The 16,621-nt window shown below is 65.4% G+C and carries 18 protein-coding genes and 1 pseudogene; 8 read left to right on the top strand and 11 right to left on the bottom strand.

Going from position 1 to position 16,621, the window contains the following annotated elements; all coding sequences use genetic code 11:
* Positions 1 to 72: 72 nt before the first annotated feature.
* A pseudogene (locus tag OUO20_RS14225) lies at positions 73 to 2,243 on the bottom strand (transglycosylase domain-containing protein).
* 178 nt (positions 2,244 to 2,421) lie between these two features.
* Here OUO20_RS14225 and OUO20_RS14220 point away from each other — a divergent pair.
* Complete coding sequence (locus tag OUO20_RS14220) at positions 2,422 to 3,048, top strand: PadR family transcriptional regulator (RefSeq protein ID WP_018770600.1); 627 nt, start codon at positions 2,422 to 2,424, stop codon at positions 3,046 to 3,048.
* A gap of 24 nt (positions 3,049 to 3,072) precedes the next feature.
* On the opposite strand, the gene OUO20_RS14215 is transcribed toward OUO20_RS14220, so the two are convergent.
* From OUO20_RS14215 to OUO20_RS14205, 3 genes are all read right to left on the bottom strand, one after another.
* Positions 3,073 to 4,392 carry an ammonium transporter gene (locus tag OUO20_RS14215; protein WP_056391480.1) on the bottom strand — a complete coding sequence of 440 codons (1,320 nt, stop codon included), beginning with the start codon at positions 4,390 to 4,392 and terminating at the stop codon, positions 3,073 to 3,075.
* 322 nt (positions 4,393 to 4,714) lie between these two features.
* Complete coding sequence (locus OUO20_RS14210; protein WP_268001995.1) at positions 4,715 to 5,509, bottom strand: carbon-nitrogen hydrolase family protein; 795 nt, start codon at positions 5,507 to 5,509, stop codon at positions 4,715 to 4,717.
* Entirely contained in the window at positions 5,509 to 5,745 is a 237-nt protein-coding gene (locus OUO20_RS14205; protein WP_026265973.1) for a DUF2630 family protein, read from the bottom strand. The genes OUO20_RS14210 and OUO20_RS14205 overlap by 1 nt, the downstream gene beginning before the upstream one ends.
* Positions 5,746 to 5,830: 85 nt before the next feature.
* Between OUO20_RS14205 and OUO20_RS14200 the strand changes: the two genes are divergently transcribed.
* Positions 5,831 to 6,229 (top strand): hypothetical protein, encoded by a 399-nt coding sequence (locus OUO20_RS14200; RefSeq protein ID WP_018770596.1) that lies wholly within the window; start codon positions 5,831 to 5,833, stop codon positions 6,227 to 6,229.
* A 32-nt stretch (positions 6,230 to 6,261) separates the two neighbouring features.
* On the opposite strand, the gene OUO20_RS14195 is transcribed toward OUO20_RS14200, so the two are convergent.
* Genes OUO20_RS14195 through OUO20_RS14185 form a run of 3 tightly spaced genes read right to left on the bottom strand, consistent with a single transcriptional unit; the run spans position 6,262 to position 7,366 of the window.
* Positions 6,262 to 6,597: a DUF202 domain-containing protein gene (locus OUO20_RS14195; RefSeq protein WP_018770595.1), complete on the bottom strand. Its 336-nt coding sequence runs from the start codon at positions 6,595 to 6,597 to the stop codon at positions 6,262 to 6,264.
* 4 nt (positions 6,598 to 6,601) lie between these two features.
* On the bottom strand, positions 6,602 to 6,997 hold the full coding sequence (locus tag OUO20_RS14190; protein WP_056391475.1) for a YidH family protein: 396 nt from the start codon (positions 6,995 to 6,997) through the stop codon (positions 6,602 to 6,604).
* Between the two features lie 9 nt (positions 6,998 to 7,006).
* Positions 7,007 to 7,366 carry a YnfA family protein gene (locus OUO20_RS14185; RefSeq protein WP_268001994.1) on the bottom strand — a complete coding sequence of 120 codons (360 nt, stop codon included), beginning with the start codon at positions 7,364 to 7,366 and terminating at the stop codon, positions 7,007 to 7,009.
* Between the two features lie 54 nt (positions 7,367 to 7,420).
* Between OUO20_RS14185 and OUO20_RS14180 the strand changes: the two genes are divergently transcribed.
* From OUO20_RS14180 to OUO20_RS14170, 3 genes are all read left to right on the top strand, one after another.
* Complete coding sequence (locus OUO20_RS14180) at positions 7,421 to 8,449, top strand: LLM class flavin-dependent oxidoreductase (protein WP_268001993.1); 1,029 nt, start codon at positions 7,421 to 7,423, stop codon at positions 8,447 to 8,449.
* A 156-nt stretch (positions 8,450 to 8,605) separates the two neighbouring features.
* Positions 8,606 to 9,703 carry a ferredoxin reductase gene (locus OUO20_RS14175; protein WP_056391470.1) on the top strand — a complete coding sequence of 366 codons (1,098 nt, stop codon included), beginning with the start codon at positions 8,606 to 8,608 and terminating at the stop codon, positions 9,701 to 9,703.
* Positions 9,704 to 9,716: 13 nt separating this feature from the next.
* Positions 9,717 to 10,901 (top strand): fatty acid desaturase family protein, encoded by a 1,185-nt coding sequence (locus OUO20_RS14170; protein ID WP_056391468.1) that lies wholly within the window; start codon positions 9,717 to 9,719, stop codon positions 10,899 to 10,901.
* A gap of 73 nt (positions 10,902 to 10,974) precedes the next feature.
* On the opposite strand, the gene OUO20_RS14165 is transcribed toward OUO20_RS14170, so the two are convergent.
* Positions 10,975 to 11,886: a cation diffusion facilitator family transporter gene (locus OUO20_RS14165; protein WP_442781140.1), complete on the bottom strand. Its 912-nt coding sequence runs from the start codon at positions 11,884 to 11,886 to the stop codon at positions 10,975 to 10,977.
* Between the two features lie 155 nt (positions 11,887 to 12,041).
* The gene (locus tag OUO20_RS14160) at positions 12,042 to 12,449 is read right to left on the bottom strand and encodes an ArsR/SmtB family transcription factor (protein WP_235509800.1); all 408 of its coding nucleotides are present in this window, start codon (positions 12,447 to 12,449) and stop codon (positions 12,042 to 12,044) included.
* A gap of 174 nt (positions 12,450 to 12,623) precedes the next feature.
* On the opposite strand from OUO20_RS14160, the gene OUO20_RS14155 reads away from it, so the two are divergent.
* Positions 12,624 to 13,460, top strand: coding sequence for an alpha/beta fold hydrolase (locus OUO20_RS14155; protein WP_268001991.1), 837 nt, complete (start codon positions 12,624 to 12,626; stop codon positions 13,458 to 13,460).
* Positions 13,461 to 13,559: 99 nt separating this feature from the next.
* On the opposite strand, the gene OUO20_RS14150 is transcribed toward OUO20_RS14155, so the two are convergent.
* Both OUO20_RS14150 and OUO20_RS14145 read right to left on the bottom strand, forming a co-directional pair.
* Positions 13,560 to 13,970 (bottom strand): response regulator transcription factor, encoded by a 411-nt coding sequence (locus OUO20_RS14150; RefSeq protein ID WP_134165453.1) that lies wholly within the window; start codon positions 13,968 to 13,970, stop codon positions 13,560 to 13,562.
* Positions 13,971 to 14,046: 76 nt separating this feature from the next.
* Positions 14,047 to 14,790, bottom strand: a complete 744-nt coding sequence (locus tag OUO20_RS14145; RefSeq protein WP_268001990.1) for a GAF and ANTAR domain-containing protein — start codon at positions 14,788 to 14,790, stop codon at positions 14,047 to 14,049.
* A gap of 295 nt (positions 14,791 to 15,085) precedes the next feature.
* Here OUO20_RS14145 and OUO20_RS14140 point away from each other — a divergent pair, with 295 nt between their 5' ends.
* Together OUO20_RS14140 and OUO20_RS14135 are read left to right on the top strand one after the other, a co-directional pair.
* Positions 15,086 to 15,679, top strand: coding sequence for an adenylate kinase (locus OUO20_RS14140; protein WP_056391456.1), 594 nt, complete (start codon positions 15,086 to 15,088; stop codon positions 15,677 to 15,679).
* 46 nt (positions 15,680 to 15,725) lie between these two features.
* A complete protein-coding gene (locus OUO20_RS14135; protein ID WP_018770582.1) occupies positions 15,726 to 16,604 on the top strand; it encodes an NAD-dependent epimerase/dehydratase family protein in 879 nt (292 codons plus the stop codon).
* Positions 16,605 to 16,621: the final 17 nt, after the last annotated feature.

Below are 16,621 nucleotides of genomic sequence, written 5' to 3'. Positions count from 1 at the left end.
TTTTCCACATAGGGCTTCTGGGTGGCTGTCGCTGTCGGACCCTGAGGTCTGCCGCTCCGCTGAAGCCAGGGCCTACGGCTTCGGGGTGGGGCTGGGACCAATCATCGAAGCGGGAGGCGGCGCGAACGGGGTTGCGGGATAAAGCGGCGCCACCTTGAGCATGTAGTTGGCCCACTGTGGACCGGCGATCATGTATCCGTCCAGCCGGGGGTAGAAGGTGCCGTTGATGGTCACGTTTTGTCCTGGCCGCTTTTGGCCTTCCAGGGCATCCCCGAAGAAGGAAGCGGTGACCATGCCGGTGGTGTATCCCACCACCCAGGTGGAACCGTTGTTGTTCGAGGTCCCGGTCTTGGCTGCGGTGGGGACCTTGTCATGGACCTTCGGGTTGATCCAGACACCGGAGCCCCTCTTCAGGACATCCTGCAGTACCGAGTTGACGCCGCGGGCTACGTCCGGTTTGACGGCATCGTGGCAGTCCGGGGCCTGGGCAGGCAGCTTCGCCCCGGCTGCATCCGTGACATCAACCAGTCCAATGGGTGCGCAGAAGCGGCCGTCCGTGGCGAAAGTGGCAAAGGCATTGGCAAGGGTAAGGGGGCAACGCCGGTTCCGCCCAGCAGGTTGCCCAGCTGGTGCATGTTGACCGGGGTGCTGTCGAGGCCACTGTGCAGCCCGACGGCATCCACCATCTTCTGGATGCCGCAGAAGTCCAGCTGCGCTGCCGCGGCGAAGGTGGCGGTATTGATCGAGTTGTACAGGCCGTAGTTGACGGGCATCGGCCGGTAGAAGCCGTCCTCGGCATTCTGCAGGTCGTCGGCAGCACCAAGGGCGGGGTTTGCCTGCGCGGTGCTGTAGGCTCCCAGCACCTTTCCGCAGCTGTCCTTCCACGGGAACCCCAGGGGATAGACGCGGCGTGAGGCGTCCACTTCGGCGGTGATCGACTTTCCCTCGTTCAGCCACTCCGCAAAGGTGAAGGGCTTCATGGTGGACCCGGGCTGGAAACCTCCGGCGCCGTTCAGGTCGTTGCCCTGGGCGTCCTTGGCATCCACGTTGAAGTTGAGGTTGGTGTCGAACTTGCCGGGTTGCGGAAGGAACACCGTGTTTTGGGCCATCGCCAGGATCTTGCCGCTGCCGGGCTGGATGGTTACCAGCGAAGCTGCCCACCGGTCAGGATTTGCGCCTGCGGTGCCGTCAACCTGGGCCTGTGCGGCAGACTGAAGCCTGCTGTCCAGGGTGGTGACGATAGTGAGCCCACCCCGGTACAGCCTTCGTTCCCGTTCAGGTTCCGTCGGGCCGTAGGCGGGATTGTTGAGGATCAGGTGCGAGATGTAATCGCAGAAGTACGGCGCGATGGCCGCATTGGCGCAACCCTGCTGCTGGGGCGTGATCTTCAATTCAATCGGAGCGGCCACGGCCTCGTCATGCTGGGCCTGGGTGATCTTGCGCAGGCGCAGCATTTCGGACAGGACCTGGTTGCGGCGCACAATGGACTTGTCCGGGTTGGTGGCCGGGTTGTACAGGGTTGGGCTGTTGACCAGCCCGGCCAGCAAGGCTGCCTGGGGAAGGGTGAGGTCTTTCGCGCTGGTGCTGAAGAAGTAGCGTGCCGCGGCTTCAATTCCGTAGGCGTTGCTGCTGAAGAACACGATGTTGAGGTAACCCTCAAGGATCTGGTCCTTGGTGTACTTCTTCTCCAGCGTGATGGCGAGCTTCATTTCCCGCAGTTTGTCGCCAAGGGTCTTCTGCCCGTTCAGGACCACCGCGTCCGGCCTGTCCTGTGAGAGCTGTGCCTCGTTCAGGACGTTGGTGACGTACTGCTGGGTGATGGTCGAGGCGCCCTGCTCGCCGCCCTTGGTCAGGTTGGACACCATCGCCCGCAGGATCCCCTGCGGATCAACACCCGCATGGTCGTAAAACCTGCTGTCCTCGATGGCGACAATGCCGGTCTTGATGAAGGGCGACATCTGGTCCAGCGGTACCCGCACACGGTTCTCCGCGTAAAACGTGGCGATCGGTTGCCCATCGGCGGTCAGGACCTTCGTAGCCTGCGACGGCGGCTGCACCGTCAATTCCGCCGGCAGGCTTTCGAAGAAGCCAATGGAGGAACTGACGCCCATCCCGGCGGCTGCCACAGCCGGAACCACCAGGCTGGCTGCCAGCACGCCGCACATGACGCTCGCTGCGAGGAACCCCAGGATCCGTCCCAGGGCCGCGCCAAAACCGCCCCTGCGCTTCCGCTTCTTCACCATTCCTCAGCCCTCGTCCTGTGAGGTGGGAACAGGATACGCCCCTGCCAAGGGCCGAAACAGTGGCGGAAGGTCAGGATTTGGTCACACCGAACCATTGACCAAGCGATAGTTACCGACATATCGTTAGCTATCGCTGAATAAAACAGCGAGCTTCTGAAAACGAAAGGACCATGCCACCATGAAAGGCATATTTGATGACAGGAATCCCGGCCCGGAATTCGGCAAGGGCCGCTTCGAACGGGGGAGGGGCCACAGGGGACCGCACGGGCACCGGGGTCCGGGCTTTGGTCCCGGTTTCGGACCTGGTTTTGGACCTGGTTTCGGACCCGGATTCGGGCCGGGCTTTGGCCCGGGTTTCGGGCGGGGCGGCCGGCGGGCCAGCCGGGGCGATGTCCGTGCAGCCATCCTCTCGCTCCTTGCGGAGGCGCCATCCAATGGTTACGGACTGATCAAGACCATCGCCGCAAAGACCGGCGGAATGTGGCGGCCAAGCCCGGGATCCATTTACCCCACGCTCCAGCAGTTGGTGGATGAGGGCCTGATCGAGGCGCTCAGTGAAGGCCGCGGGACCGAGTTCGCACTCACGGACGCAGGCAGGGCCTATGTGGCAGAGCATGCCGAGGAGATGGAGAACGCCTGGAACGCCGAACCGGACAGCGCCGACAGGGACTTCCACCAAAGCATCGGCAAGCTCCTGGGCGCCATCCATCAGTTCCGCACCGGCGTGACCCAGGAACAGCGTGCTGCTGCGATCGAGAAGATGGATGAAACCCGCCGGGCGCTTTACAAAATCCTTGCGGACTAGATTCTTAGGCCGCGGCTGCGGAAGCTACGCGAAGGAGTCTTCCCGGGCGTGCCGCTCCGCGGGAGCAGCAGCGGTCGGGATGTGCGCAGCTGCCTGGCGCAGGGGGTTGAAGCCTGCTCCGATCTCGCCGAACGCGTAGGCGGTCTCGGCGTGCTCGGACAGGTCCACGCCGGCGGTCTCGGCCTCGTGGCTGACGCGGAAGCCCACCGCCTTGTTGATGATCCGCGCAATGACCGCCGTGCCAAGTCCGGACAGCAGCAAGGTGATGACGACGGCGGCTGTCTGGGCGATGAGCTGCTGGACACCGCCGCCGTAGAAGAGGCCGCCGCCCTGGCCGTTCACGGGGAGGGCGATGAATCCCAGGGACAGGGTGCCAATGAGGCCGGCCCCCAGGTGGACGCCCACCACGTCGAGGGAGTCATCAAGGCCGAACCGGTACTTGAGGTCCACGAATACGCAGCATGCCGCTCCCGCCACCAGGCCCAGGCCGATTGCTGCCACCGGGCTGACGTTGGCGCAGGAAGGGGTGATGGCCACAAGGCCGGCCACAACGCCGGAGGCGGCGCCCAGGGAGGTGGGGTGCCCGTGGCGGATCTTTTCGGTGATGAGCCAGGTGAGCATGGCCGCGGCGGGGGCCACCAGCGTGTTGATCCAGATGAGGCCGGCCTGTTCAGCGCTGGTTGCGGCGCCGCCATTGAAGCCAAACCAGCCGAACCACAGGATGGCCGCGCCCAGCATGATGAAGGGCAGGTTGTGGGGGCGGTGATTGGGGTCCTTAGCGAAGCCGTGGCGCTGGCCCACGATGATGGCCAGCACCAGCGCGGCAGTTCCTGAACTGATTTCCACCACGGCGCCACCGGCGAAATCGATGACCTGGCCGAAGATTGCGGTGACGGCCCCGCCTGCACTCATCAGCCCGCCACCCCAGATCATGTAGGCGAGAGGGCAGTAGATCAGGGTGATCCACACGGGAACGAACAGTGCCCATGCGCTGAACTTCGCGCGGTCGGCGATGGCGCCGCTGATCAGGGCCACGGTGATGATGGCGAAGGTGGCGCTGTAACCGGCCTTGAGGAGGTCCGGCGAGCCCATCAGGTTCTGCAGGCCGAAACTCGTGAAGGGATTGCCGAAGAGCCCCAGGATGCCGTCTCCGGTAGTCATGGAGTAACCCCAGAGAACCCACACCACGCCCACGATCCCGGCGGAGATGAAGCTCATCATGATCATGTTCAGCGCGGCCTTGGCGCGGGTCATGCCGCCGTAGAAGAGGCCGAGCCCAGGGGTCATCAGCAGTACCATGGCGGCCGAAATCATCAGCCAGACGTGTTGGGCAGTGATTTCCACCGGTGGGTCCCTTCGCAACGTGATCTTGGTCCGGGGCCTGTTTTGGCCCCAAGCATTTCCCCCGGGATCCATTTTTGGCGTCGCGTGTTTCAGTCAATGCCGCTTAAAGTTGCAGGCACGTTACACAAATCGCTCCCGCGTGAAGTTCACGTATCCGGTATGTTTCGGGAATGTAAACGGCTTCTCTGGCCGGAGCCACCCACGCTGGCACCTTCCCAAAACTTCCCCGCCGGCACAGGCGACGCAGCGCACCTAAGGTGAGAAACGCCGTCGTACCCTGCTTGGCCTTCTGTTTCAGAGCTATGAACGGCAGCTCACAGGGTCAGAACCTGCGCGCGTTGGCCAGGACCGGCAGGTTGGCCCGTACGTCGGCCACCGTGGCGGGGTCAATATCGACGACGGCGAGTTCGGGTTTTCCGCCAAGGGTCACCAGCGGTTTGCCGAGTGGGGTCACAACCGCGCTGTGGCCGATTCCCGTGGGTGCTGTTCCGGCGGGACCAGCGCCGACGGTTTCGGGATCCCCTTGGCCGCAGGCAATCACGAACGCGGTGCTGTCCAGCGCCCGTGCGCGAACCAGCAGGTCCCACTGCTCGGCCTTGCCCTCCCCGGCGCCCCAGGAAGCGCACACGATGTTCACCTGCGCCCCCGCGTTCGCGTTTGCCGTGAACAGGCCGGGAAAGCGCACGTCGTAGCAGGTGGCAAGGCCGAAGACGGTCCCGTCCAGTTCGAACGTAACCGGCCCTTCCCCTGCGTCCACTGTCCTGGACTCCGTGAACCCAAAGGCATCGAAGAGGTGGATCTTGTCGTAGGAAGCATCCACACCGGGTCCGGTGACCAGCAGCGTGTTGCGGACGCGGCCGTCCTTCCCCGGCGTGAACATGCCGGCCACAATCGTGATCTCCAGCTCCCGGGCCATCCTGCGGACCTCGCTGGCCCACGGGCCGTCGAGGGGCTCGGCAATGTCCCTGAGGGAGTGCCCGAACGCGCGCATCGTCGCTTCGGGAAAGACAACCAACTGCGCGTCCGCATTACTGGCCTGCGCGGCGTAGTCCCACATCAGTTCAAGGTTGGCGGCGGTGTCTGCACCGCTGATGATCTGCGCTACTGCAATACGCATTACTGCCGGTAGCCCTCAACCTCGCTGATGGGGCGGGCCTCGGCGTCGTTCGGGTTCTCCCCGGAATCCTTCTTGGCCCGGCGCTGGCGCAGCAGGTCCCAGCACTGGTCCAGGCTTTCTTCCACGTACTTCAACCGCGCCGGGTCCGGGGCCTGCCCGCTGCCCGATCCCTCGCGCAGCGAGTGCTCCTCCTCCACCAGGGCCTGGATGTGCGTCAAAATGTCCTGATCATTCATGGCTTCCCCTAACTCCGGACCGGTCACCTTCAGCGTACGGATCAGGTGCTGAAGCCACCAGTCCCCGCGCGGTACCATCAACTTCATGCCCACTGCGCTCGATATGGCAGGTCCCATCCTGGAAGTGCTCACCTGGTTGTGCCTGCCCGCCGGGCTGGGACTGCTTTTCTACACCGGCTTCCTCCGCCGCTTCGTGCACCCCTGGGACGTGGCCGAGGCCGTGGTGTACTCCGATTCCACCGGCGTGGGGTTCCGCTGGTTCGACCGGAAGCACCAGGTCCACAACGCCCCCATGTCTCCCTACGACATCAGGGACATGGCGGCGGGAGACACCCTCCCCATCTACTACCACCCCAAGCGCCCAACGCAGTGGCAGACCACCGCGCCGGAGGAAGCCGGCAGGACAGCCTCGGTCCTGGGCCGCTGCCTGACGGCGATCGGCTCGGTAGCGCTCCTGGCCGGCTTCGTCCTGCCGATGTTCTAGGAACCGGCTGTGTTCCAGGGGCTGGCTGTGTTCTACGGACTGATCAGGACCACAACAATGCCAAGTCCGCCAAGGACCACTCCGGCGAGAGCGGTCCAGAGCACGGCAGGCAGGTCCGCTTCGATGCTTTCGCCTGCCAGGCCATGGGACCTGGCCCGGTACCGGCGGCGCTGCGTGAGGTAGATGGCAAGGGCGGCGCCGCCGGAAATCGCCGGCAGCATCAGGATGGGTAACCCGTAGACGGGTAGCCAGCGCAGGAAGAAGGCGCTCGCCGTCACCAACGCCAGCATGGTGCGGCCCCATGCCAGGGCGGTCCGCTCGGGCTGGAGGCCGGGATCGCCGTGGGGGCTGGGAACATGGGCTGCCACAGGCTCAGCGCCAGAGGATAAAGACCAGGACGACGGCGGCAGCCAACGCCCCTGCCCCGGCCAACAGGGGCACAAAAAACGGCAGGGGCAGCGGGGCCCTGGTGCGCATGCTCCGCTCCACCCGAAGCCACCGCACCGCGGCACCACCGCTGAGCATCATGCCCAGCAGCAGCAGGAGGACCGCAAGGCCTTTACGGACAGGCTCAACAAAAAGTCCGGACGTGAACGCCTCAACGGCAATGCCGCCTGCCAGCAGCGCCAGCGACGTGCGGATCCAGGCGAGGAAGGTGCGCTCGTTGGCAAGCGTGAAGCGGGGGTCCGGTTCCTCGCCGCCGGGGAGCAGCCGTTCGGCCATTTTTCCGCGCGGGGGCGGGCCGGGCGGCTGCTCACTGTTGGTCACCGGGCCAGTTTAGCCGCCGCTCCGCGGGGCAAACATGATCACGGCAACACCCAGCAGGCAAACCAGGGAGCCTGTGATATCCCACCTGTCGGGGCGGAAGCCGTCAAAGACCATGCCCCATGCCAGGGAACCTGCCACAAACACCCCGCCATAGGCCGCCAGGATCCGGCCGAAGTGCGCGTCCGGCTGCAGGGTGGCCACGAAGCCGTAGGCGCCGAGTGCGACCACGCCAAGTCCGGCCCACCACCAGTCCCTGCCTTCGCGGACGGACTGCCACACCAGCCAGGCGCCGCCGATCTCCGCTGCCGCGGCCAGCACGAACAACACAATGGCCTTGAAAATACTGACGGTTTCCTCCGGAATGCCCACGGAGCCATCATTCCAGCCGGGAATGCCACCGGTATCCGGACAGTTGGGCAAGGTATGCAGCGCATAGGATTCCTTTCATTCGGCCACTGGGGCCCCGGCCAGGGCTCGCGCACCAGGACGGCGGCGGACGCCCTGCTCCAGGGGATCGAACTGGCGGTTGCCGCTGAAGAACTCGGCGTGGACGGGGCATTCTTCCGGGTCCACCACTTCGCCAGGCAGCAGGCATCACCTTTCCCACTCCTGTCAGCCATCGCCGCCCGCACCCGCCGGATCGAAATTGGCACCGGCGTCATCGACATGCGCTACGAAAATCCCCTGTACATGGCGGAGGAGGCTGCAGCGGCAGACCTGATCAGCGGTGGCAGGCTGCAGTTGGGCATCAGCCGCGGGTCACCCGAGCCGGCCCGGGAAGGCGCGTCGGCATTCGGCTACCGGCCGCAGGCGGGGGAGACCGACGCCGACATGGCCCGGCGCCACACCGCCGTCTTCCGCAAGGCCATCACGGGTGCCGGCATGGCTGAGGCGGACCCCAGGTACGCCGGCGGCGCCACCGGCCTCCTCCCCGTCCAGCCCCAGTCCCCGGGCCTCGCGGAACGGATCTGGTGGGGCGCCGGCAGCAGGAAGACCGCCGTCTGGGCCGCGGAACTGGGCATGAACCTGATGAGCTCCACACTGCTCACCGAGGACACCGGTGTCCCCTTCCATGAACTCCAGGCCGAACAGATCCAGCTGTTCAGGGACGCGTGGGCGGCAGCAGGACATACCCATGCCCCGCGTGTTTCGGTCAGCCGCAGCGTCCTTCCCATCGTGGATGAGGAGGACAACTACTACTTCGCCGGCAGCGCCCTTCGTGACGGCCGCGACCAGGTGGGCGTTATCGACGGACTGACTGCCAGGTTCGGCAAGAGCTACGTGGGCGCGCCGGACCTCCTGGCGGAACAACTCGCAGCCGATACGGCAGTGCAGGCAGCGGACACCCTGCTGCTGACCGTTCCCAACCAATTGGGCGTGGACTTCAACGCCAAGCTGCTGGGAAACATCGCCGGGCACGTCGCCCCGGCCCTGGGCTGGAGCCGCCAATAAGGTGCGGAAACCAGGTGCGGGAACAATTTGTGAGACCGAACCGTTACTCTTATAGTGCGGCGTGGGGGCTTCGCGCCCTTAACTAGTGTGTGACTGCGGAACGGTCATATGACGGAGAGAGAGATATATGGCTCGCACCGCTCTAGGCTTAACCGTATGATCCGGCTACGTCAGCTGGCCCAGGCGGCCTCAGTGCTTACCACCCCTTTGGCGCCGGAAGACATTCTGGCACTTTTCAACCCTGTCTACTCAGCCAGGCAACTGCGCGGCGTGGTCACCCGCGTGGTCCAGGAGACGGCCCAGTCGGCCACCATCTTCTTCCGCCCCGGCCGCGGCTGGAAGGCGCACCTTGCCGGTCAGTGGGCCCGCATCGGCGTCGAACTGGACGGCGTCCGGCACTGGCGCTCCTATTCGCTCAGCGCTCCGGCAGGCAAGGATCCTGCCATCACCGTCACGGACGTCGGCGCCGTGTCCGGCACGCTGGTGCGCACCACCAAGCCCGGCGATGTCCTGTTCCTGGCTCCGCCGCAGGGCGACTTCGTGCTTCCTGAACACCCCCGGCCCCTGCTGATGGTTACGGCGGGCAGTGGCATCACCCCGGTGATGTCCATGATCCGTACGCTTGTGCCGCGGCGTCCGGATGCCGACGTCGTGCTGGTCCACTCCGCACGCACTCCGGGCGACAGCCTGTTCCGTGAAGAGCTGGCCGAACTCGCGGACCAGTTCCCCAACTTCCGCCTGGCCCACTGGTACACCGGTGAACAGGGGCGGATGGACTTCTCCAGCACCAAGGAGCTGGACGAAATCTGCCCCGACTGGAAGGACCGGGCTGCCTACGCCTGCGGTCCGGACAGCTTCCTGGACGACGCCGAGGCCCTCTGGAAGCGCGCTGCGCTGACCACCCGGGCGCCGGGGACCGACGTCGCCGTTGCCGGAGACGCCGGCAACCTCATGATCGAGCGCTTCAACACCACCTTCAACGCCGGTGTAGGGCACGACGGCGGCTTGGTCACCTTCGAAGCCTCGGACCGGGAGGTGGAGGCCGACGGCGACACCCCCATCCTGGACATCGGCGAGGACGCCGGGGTGCTGATGCCCAGCGGCTGCCGGATGGGCATCTGCCACAGCTGCCTCACACCGCTCCTGGCCGGCCAGGTCCGCGACCTGCGGACCGGGGAAATCCATGGCGAACCAGGCCAACTTATCCAAACGTGTGTCTCGGCAGCCGCCGGACCCGTCAACCTCGAACTCTGAGGAGCAGTACCGTATGACTGTCATCTCACCCACAAAGACCACGGCCGCCGGAGGAGCCAGCGCCGGCACCTCACGGACGCGCCCGGGCAAACTCGCCGAATCCGGCAGCCCTACCGTCCGCCCGCCGGCCGCCGCACACCTCAGCGACGAGCAGGTAGCTGAACTCGGCCGCGAACTGGACGCCATCCGGGACGAGGTCCTGGCCAAGCGCGGGGCCGAGGATGCTGCCTACATCCGCCGGATGATCAAGATCCAGCGCGGCCTGGAGATTTCCGGCCGCGCCGCCCTCCTGGTCAGCAAGAACAAAGCCGCCTGGGTTACCGGCACCACCCTGCTGAGCCTGGCCAAGATCCTGGAAAACATGGAGCTGGGCCACAACATCCTGCACGGCCAGTGGGACTGGATGCGGGACCCGGACATCCACTCCACCACCTGGGAATGGGACTTCGTCACGCCCTCGCGGTCCTGGCAGCACACCCACAATGACCTGCACCACCGCTGGACCAACGTGGTGGGCAAGGACAACGACGTCGGATACAACCTTCTGCGCATGGACGAGAACCAGCCGTGGAAGCCCATCAACCTGGCCAACCCGCTGTTCAATGCCATCCTGGCGCCGGTTTTCGAGTGGGGCATCGCCATCTACGACCTCGAGCTGACCGAGTACAAGGAAGGCACCAAGTCCAAGGAAGCCCTGCTCAAGGACCTCAAGGCGCTGGGCAAGAAAGTCGTTACCCAGTTCACCAAGGACTACGCGGCCACTCCTGCCGTCGCCATGCTGACCGGATCCGGCAAGCAGGCGCTGTTCGGCACGATCACTGCCAACGCCGTCCGCAATGTGTGGGCCCACGCGGTTATCTTCTGCGGCCACTTCCCGGAAGGAACCGACACCTTCACCGAAGAGATGGTTGACGGCGAAACCCGCGGTGACTGGTACGTGCGGCAGATGATCGGCTCGGCGAACATCTCGGGCTCCAAGTTCATGCACCTCATGACCGGCAACCTCTCGCACCAGATCGAGCACCACCTTTTCCCCGACCTGCCCTCCAACCGGTACGCCGAGGTGGCGCCCAAGGTCCGCGAGATCTGCCAGCGCTATGGCCTGAAGTACACCACCGGCCCGCTGCTGAAGCAGGTGGGTTCGTCCTGGGCCAAGGTCTTCAAGCTGGCCCTGCCCGGCAAGGCTGCGCGGGCCTAGAGGCCTCAAAGCAAAACCCGGGAAGTGACCCGGCCGGCGCTGCCCGGCCGGGTCACTTCTGCGTAGGCGGCCTTTAGCGCCGGGTGCCTGGAACCAGGAGCACGTGGTCCAGCTTGGGCAGTGCATGACGCAGTCGGTGTTCGGCGCTTTCAAGGACCGCTTCCGCCCGGGACAATTCCGTGTCCGCCAGGTCAATCCGTGCCGAGCCCTGCAACCGGTGCCCGGACCACCGCAGCTGCAGTTGCCGGACTGCCAGGACGCCCGGCGTCGCCGCCAGCGCGGCTTCGGCACGCGACACCAGGTCCGGCTCGATGCCATCCATGAGCCGGCGCCCAATGCTGCGGACCGTTCCCCACAGCAGGACCATGATGGCAGCGGAGATGATCAGCCCGACGATCGGATCAGCCAGCGGGAAACCCATCATGACCCCCACCGCTCCGATGACCACCGCGAGCGAAGTGAAGCCATCCGTCCTGGCATGCACACCGTCCGCCACGAGCGCCGCGGAACCGATCCTCCGGCCAACCCGGATGCGGTAGATTGCCACGGCCTCATTCCCGGCGAAGCCGATCAGGCCGGCGGCGATGACCCAGCCGAGGTTTTGCAGCGGCTGGGGATGGATCAGCCGGTCCACGGACTGCCAGCCGGCCACCACTGCGGAGAGGGCCACCACGGCCACGATGAACAGTCCGGCCAGGTCCTCAGCCCTGCCGTAGCCATACGTGTAGCGGCGGGTGGCGGCCCTGCGTCCCAGGATGAAGGCCACCCACAGGGGCACCGCGGTCAGGGCGTCCGAGAAGTTGTGGATGGTGTCCGCGAGCAGGGCCACCGAACTGCTGAACAGGACCACCAGGAACTGCAGCGCCGTCGTGGCCAGCAGGACGAACATGCTGATCTTCAGCGCCCTGATGCCCTCGGTGCTGGCCTCCATGGCATCGTCAATGGAATCTGCGGCGTCATGCGTGTGCGGAACGAAGAGCTCCATCAGCCAGCCCTTGAAGCCGGTGTGGTGATGATGCCCGTGGTCGTGGTCGTGGTCGTGGTCGTGGTCGTGGTCGTGTCCGTGGTCGTGCTGGTGGCCGCCGTGGTCCGTCCCGTGCGGGTGGCCGTGGGCGTGCGTTGACCCGCGGTGCGGGCCGCTCACGACGCGTTCCCCTGTCCGGTGTGGACGAAGCCCTGGTTGTGGGGGACCTGCTTGTGGGGAGCGCGGTGGTGGGCAGGTTCGCCGCCGAGTGCATGCTCGGCCTGGAAGATGGCGTCCGCCACCAACTGCCGCGCGTGTTCATTTTCCAGCCGGTAGAGCACCCGGGTCCCGTCCTGCCGCGTGGAAACCATTCTTGCCAGCCGCATCTTGGCCAGATGCTGGGACACGGCGGCGGGGGACTTGCCCACCACGTCCGCCAGGGCACCCACCGCCATCTCGCCGTCACGGAGGGCCAAAATGATCCGCACCCTGGTGGCGTCCGCCAGCATGGCAAAGACCTCCACGGCCAATTCCACGTACTGGCTGTCCGCCTTCAGTGAGCAAGCATTACTATCTGCATTCATGCGCATATAGTGTCACACTACTTCACAGCAGCGCATCCAGGCCGCCGCGGGCACCGAATGGCGCGACGAATCGAGGCTGCTGGAGCGGGGGCCGCCCCCTAGAGTAGGAGGTGCAGGGCCCGGCGTTCCGCCGGACCGCTCCGATCAGATCAGTCTCGAAAGGAACTTGCCTCCATGGCTTTCATTAGCGTAGGTACCGAGAACAGCACTGACATCGAGCTCTACTACGAGGACCACGGCTCCGGCCAGCCCGTCGTGCTGATCCATGGCTACCCGCTGGACGGATCATCCTGGGAAAAGCAGACCGCCGCCCTCCTGGATGCCGGGTACCGTGTCATCACCTATGACCGCCGAGGCTTCGGAAAATCCAGCAAGCCCACCGAGGGCTACGACTACGACACCTTCGCAGCGGACCTCAACACCCTGCTCAACACCCTGGACCTGAACAACGTGGTGCTGGTGGGCTTCTCCATGGGCACGGGAGAGGTGGGCCGCTACCTCGGTACGTACGGCTCGGCCCGCGTGGCCCGCGCGGCGTTCCTCGGGTCCCTGGAGCCCTTCCTGCTCAAGACCGATGACAACCCCGACGGCGTCCCGCAGGACGTGTTCGACGGCCTCAAGGAAGCGGTCACCGCCGACCGCTACGCCTTCTTCACCGAATTCTTCAAGAACTTCTACAACTCCGACACCTTCCTGGGCACCCCGCGGCTCAGCCAGGAAGCCGTCAACGCCAGCTGGAACCTGGCTGCCGGCGCCGGAGCGCATGCTTCTGTCGCAGCGCAGCCCACCTGGCTTACGGATTTCCGCCAGGACATCCCCAAGATCGATGTTCCGGCGCTGATCCTGCACGGCACCGCTGACAACATCCTGCCCATCGATTCCACCGGCCGGCTGTTCGCCAAGGCCCTGCCGAGTGCCGAGTACGTGGAGATCGAGGGTGCACCGCACGGCCTGCTCTGGACGCACGCCGCGGAGGTCAACGAAGCGCTGCTGGCCTTCCTTTCGAAGTAGGGGTCAAGCGGACAAACGGCGACGACGGTATGCCGCCGTCGCCGTTTGCTCACCACCGCGGTCCGCTGAGGTGTCATGCCTCATTTCCAGGAGGCGAACTTAGCAGGCGGGTTTGCCCGTTATGTGCGGCTCCTGGGAAACCGGCGGCGGTGTCACCAGTTGTACGGCGAGCTCCCTGAGCTCCTGCGGACGGAAAGGCTTGGTGAGGTACCCCGCGGCCCCCGATGCCATGCCGGCCAGCACGTCGTCCTGCTCGGAACGGGCCGTGAGGAACAGCAGGGGCGCGCTGGTAAGGGCGCGGATGGCGCGGGCCACCACGTACCCGTCCATATCCGGCAGCCCAACGTCCAGGGTCACCAGGGCGATGGCGGGATCAGCCGCGGCGGCAATGGCCTCGGCCCCCGTGCCCACCATCCTGACCTCAAAGCCCGCGCGCGACAGGACCACTTCGATCAGTCCGCGGATATCGTCGTCATCCTCCACGACAAGGCAAACACGCTGCTGTTCCATCAAGCCCCCCGGCGAAAAGTTGGCACCAGTCTACCTGCGGGAACGCTGCCGGCATGACCGACGCAAAAGATGGCCACTAGCCGTCGTAATGCGTGCGCGCCGGGCCCTGGCCCAGGGCGTTGACGACCGCGGCGGCCACATCATGCAACTTGGTGTTCCGGGTGCTGGAAGCGGTCTTCAGGATGTCGAAGGCTTCCTGCTGGCTGCACCGGTTCTGGGCCATGATGATGCCGACAGCCATGTCAATGACCGTGCGGGACTCAAGGGTGGCCCGAAGGTTCGCGGCCGTTTCGCTGTAGTGCGCGAACCGCACCGCAAGGCGGAGCGCCAGCGAGGTCTGGCCGACGAAATCCTCGGCAAACTTCAGCACGCGGCCCTCGAACCGGTGCGGGCGGCGGGAGTACAGCAGCAGCGATGCCTTGGTTTCCCCCTCAAGCCGGAACGGAACCGCCGCCACGGAGCGGATCCCCTCGGCAGTCGCGGCGGCGGCGTACTCAGGCCAGCGGCCATCCGCGGTGAGGTCCGGAGCGTGCACGATCTCCTGGGCCGTGGAAGCCGTGAGGCCCGGGGTGTCGCTGTACCTGTGTTCAAGCCGTCCGATGGACTTTGCATCCGGGCTGCTGCTGGCGACCGTGGCGGCCTTGCGTTGCCGGAGGAGGGTGATGGCGCACAGCATTTCGTCGCCGGGCTCGGAGAGATTGCGTGCGGAGACCTGTGCCAGTTCATTAAGGAAGTCCTCAACGTCGGAGCTGTTGAGGACAAGTTCATGCAGGTGCTCAGTGATGGATGTATCGGTTTTTGCTGTTGACTCGCTGGCCACGATTTTCTGGTGCCATTCGCTCAGGTCAAAACGAGCCGGCAACACGCCAACACCCCGCAACTGGGCGGGGAGCCGGTGATGGTCGCTGGATCGACGAACTTTCCAACGGCCTGCTGCTAAACCGATAACCAGAAGTATATACATCCCCGTGCCGCCCAAAGCGTCATATATGGCTGCCCCGGAGCGGGCAAAGGCTGGCGCGGGGCCGGGCATACCGGCACAATGAAGCAGGCGCCGGTGCTGCTGCGGGCTGGCCGCGGGACCAGGGGCTGCTCAGCGGCGGAGGGACAGGAACATGACCAGGCTGCTCATCATTGGACCACCAGGGTCCGGCAAGGGAACCCAGGCCGAACACCTCGCGCGGCACTTCCGGGTCCCTGCCGTTTCCACCGGGGATATTTTCCGGAGCAACGTCAGCCAACAGACCGACCTGGGGAACCAGGCCGCCCGGTACCTGGATGACGGCCATTTCGTACCGGACCACCTCACCAACGCGCTGGTCAAGAACCGTCTCCTCGAAAGCGACGCGATGCACGGGTTCCTGCTGGACGGCTATCCGCGGACAGCTCAACAGGTACTGGAACTCGACCGCATGCTTGAGGCACAGGGGCATGCGCTGGACGCCGTGATCGAACTGCAGGCGCCCGACGAGGAACTGGAGCAGCGGATGCACCGCCGCGCCCTGGAGCAGGGGCGCACGGATGACACCATCGACGTCTTCAGGCGCCGGCTGGACCTCTACCACCGCCAGACGCATGAAGTAGTCTCGGTGTACGCGGGCCGGGGCATTCTTGTGTCCGTCAACGGCAGCGGGGACCCGGGCGGGATAACTGCACTGGCAATCGCCGCCGTCGAAAAGTTCCTTGCAGCCCCGCAACCCCCGTCCTGACCGAAAACACCGCACGGTGAACGCACTCGAGCAAAAGGAAACAGTGATGAGAATTGCCGTTACAGGCGGAAGCGGAAAACTGGGGCGGCACGTGGTGCGCCGGCTGACAGGCGACGGCCACCAGGTCCTCACCCTGGACCGTGCGGGTGCCCGCAGCCCGGAACTGCTGGTGGTTGACCTGCGCAACTACGGCCAGGTGGTGGACGCGCTGCTGGGCGTTGATGACCGGCATGACGGGTTCGACGCCGTGGTGCACCTGGGTGCCATTCCCGCCCCGGGCATCCTTCCGGACGCAGCCACCTTCGAAAACAACATGCTGTCCACCTACAACGTCTTCCAGGCGGCGCGGCGCGCCGGCATCAAGAAGGTGGTGTACGCCTCCAGCGAGACGGTCCTGGGGCTGCCGTTCGACATCGACCCGCCCTACATCCCGGTGGATGAGGAGTACCCGCCGCGGCCGGAAAGCACCTACTCGCTGGTGAAGACGCTGGAGGAGCAGATGGCTGTGGAGATGACGCGGTGGGACCCCGAACTGAGCATCACCGGCCTGCGGTTCTCCAACGTCATGGACGAGGCCGACTACGCCAAATTCCCCTCCTTCGACGCCGACGCGACGCTGCGGAAGTGGAACCTGTGGGGCTATATCGACGGCAGGGACGGCGCGCAGGCCGTAGTACGTGCGCTGGAGAACGCCAAACCAGGGTTCGAAGCCTTCATCATCGCCAACGCTGACACGGTGATGAGCCGGTCAAGCGCCAGCCTGGCGGAAGAGGTCTTTCCCGGCGTCAAGGTCACCAAGGACCTGGGAGAGCACGAAACGATGCTGTCCATCGACAAGGCGCGGCGCCTGCTCGGTTTCGAACCCGAGCACAGTTGGCGTAACCACGTGGCGGCCGGCTCCAACACGGTGGAAAGCCAGCGATAACCACCGGTCCGCAGGAA

The sequence above is a fragment of the Arthrobacter sp. FX8 genome (assembly GCF_026723805.1).
Taxonomy (GTDB): Bacteria; Actinomycetota; Actinomycetes; order Actinomycetales; family Micrococcaceae; genus Arthrobacter.
The sequence above is the reverse complement of the archived record's forward strand: the minus strand, read 5'-3'. Positions and strand labels throughout refer to the sequence as shown.

Excerpts from the sequence above, each read along its gene's own strand:
- OUO20_RS14135 (WP_018770582.1), top strand. The coding sequence starts at position 15,726 with ATGAGAATTGCCGTTACAGGCGGAAGCGGAAAACTGGGGCGGCACGTG.
- OUO20_RS14220 (WP_018770600.1), top strand. The coding sequence starts at position 2,422 with ATGAAAGGCATATTTGATGACAGGAATCCCGGCCCGGAATTCGGCAAG.
- OUO20_RS14210 (WP_268001995.1), bottom strand. The coding sequence starts at position 5,509 with ATGCGTATTGCAGTAGCGCAGATCATCAGCGGTGCAGACACCGCCGCC.
- OUO20_RS14140 (WP_056391456.1), top strand. The coding sequence starts at position 15,086 with ATGACCAGGCTGCTCATCATTGGACCACCAGGGTCCGGCAAGGGAACC.
- OUO20_RS14205 (WP_026265973.1), bottom strand. The coding sequence starts at position 5,745 with ATGAATGATCAGGACATTTTGACGCACATCCAGGCCCTGGTGGAGGAG.
- OUO20_RS14155 (WP_268001991.1), top strand. The coding sequence starts at position 12,624 with ATGGCTTTCATTAGCGTAGGTACCGAGAACAGCACTGACATCGAGCTC.
- OUO20_RS14180 (WP_268001993.1), top strand. The coding sequence starts at position 7,421 with ATGCAGCGCATAGGATTCCTTTCATTCGGCCACTGGGGCCCCGGCCAG.
- OUO20_RS14170 (WP_056391468.1), top strand. The coding sequence starts at position 9,717 with ATGACTGTCATCTCACCCACAAAGACCACGGCCGCCGGAGGAGCCAGC.
- OUO20_RS14150 (WP_134165453.1), bottom strand. The coding sequence starts at position 13,970 with ATGGAACAGCAGCGTGTTTGCCTTGTCGTGGAGGATGACGACGATATC.
- OUO20_RS14200 (WP_018770596.1), top strand. The coding sequence starts at position 5,831 with ATGCCCACTGCGCTCGATATGGCAGGTCCCATCCTGGAAGTGCTCACC.
- OUO20_RS14165 (WP_442781140.1), bottom strand. The coding sequence starts at position 11,886 with ATGGAGCTCTTCGTTCCGCACACGCATGACGCCGCAGATTCCATTGAC.
- OUO20_RS14175 (WP_056391470.1), top strand. The coding sequence starts at position 8,606 with ATGATCCGGCTACGTCAGCTGGCCCAGGCGGCCTCAGTGCTTACCACC.
- OUO20_RS14160 (WP_235509800.1), bottom strand. The coding sequence starts at position 12,449 with ATGAATGCAGATAGTAATGCTTGCTCACTGAAGGCGGACAGCCAGTAC.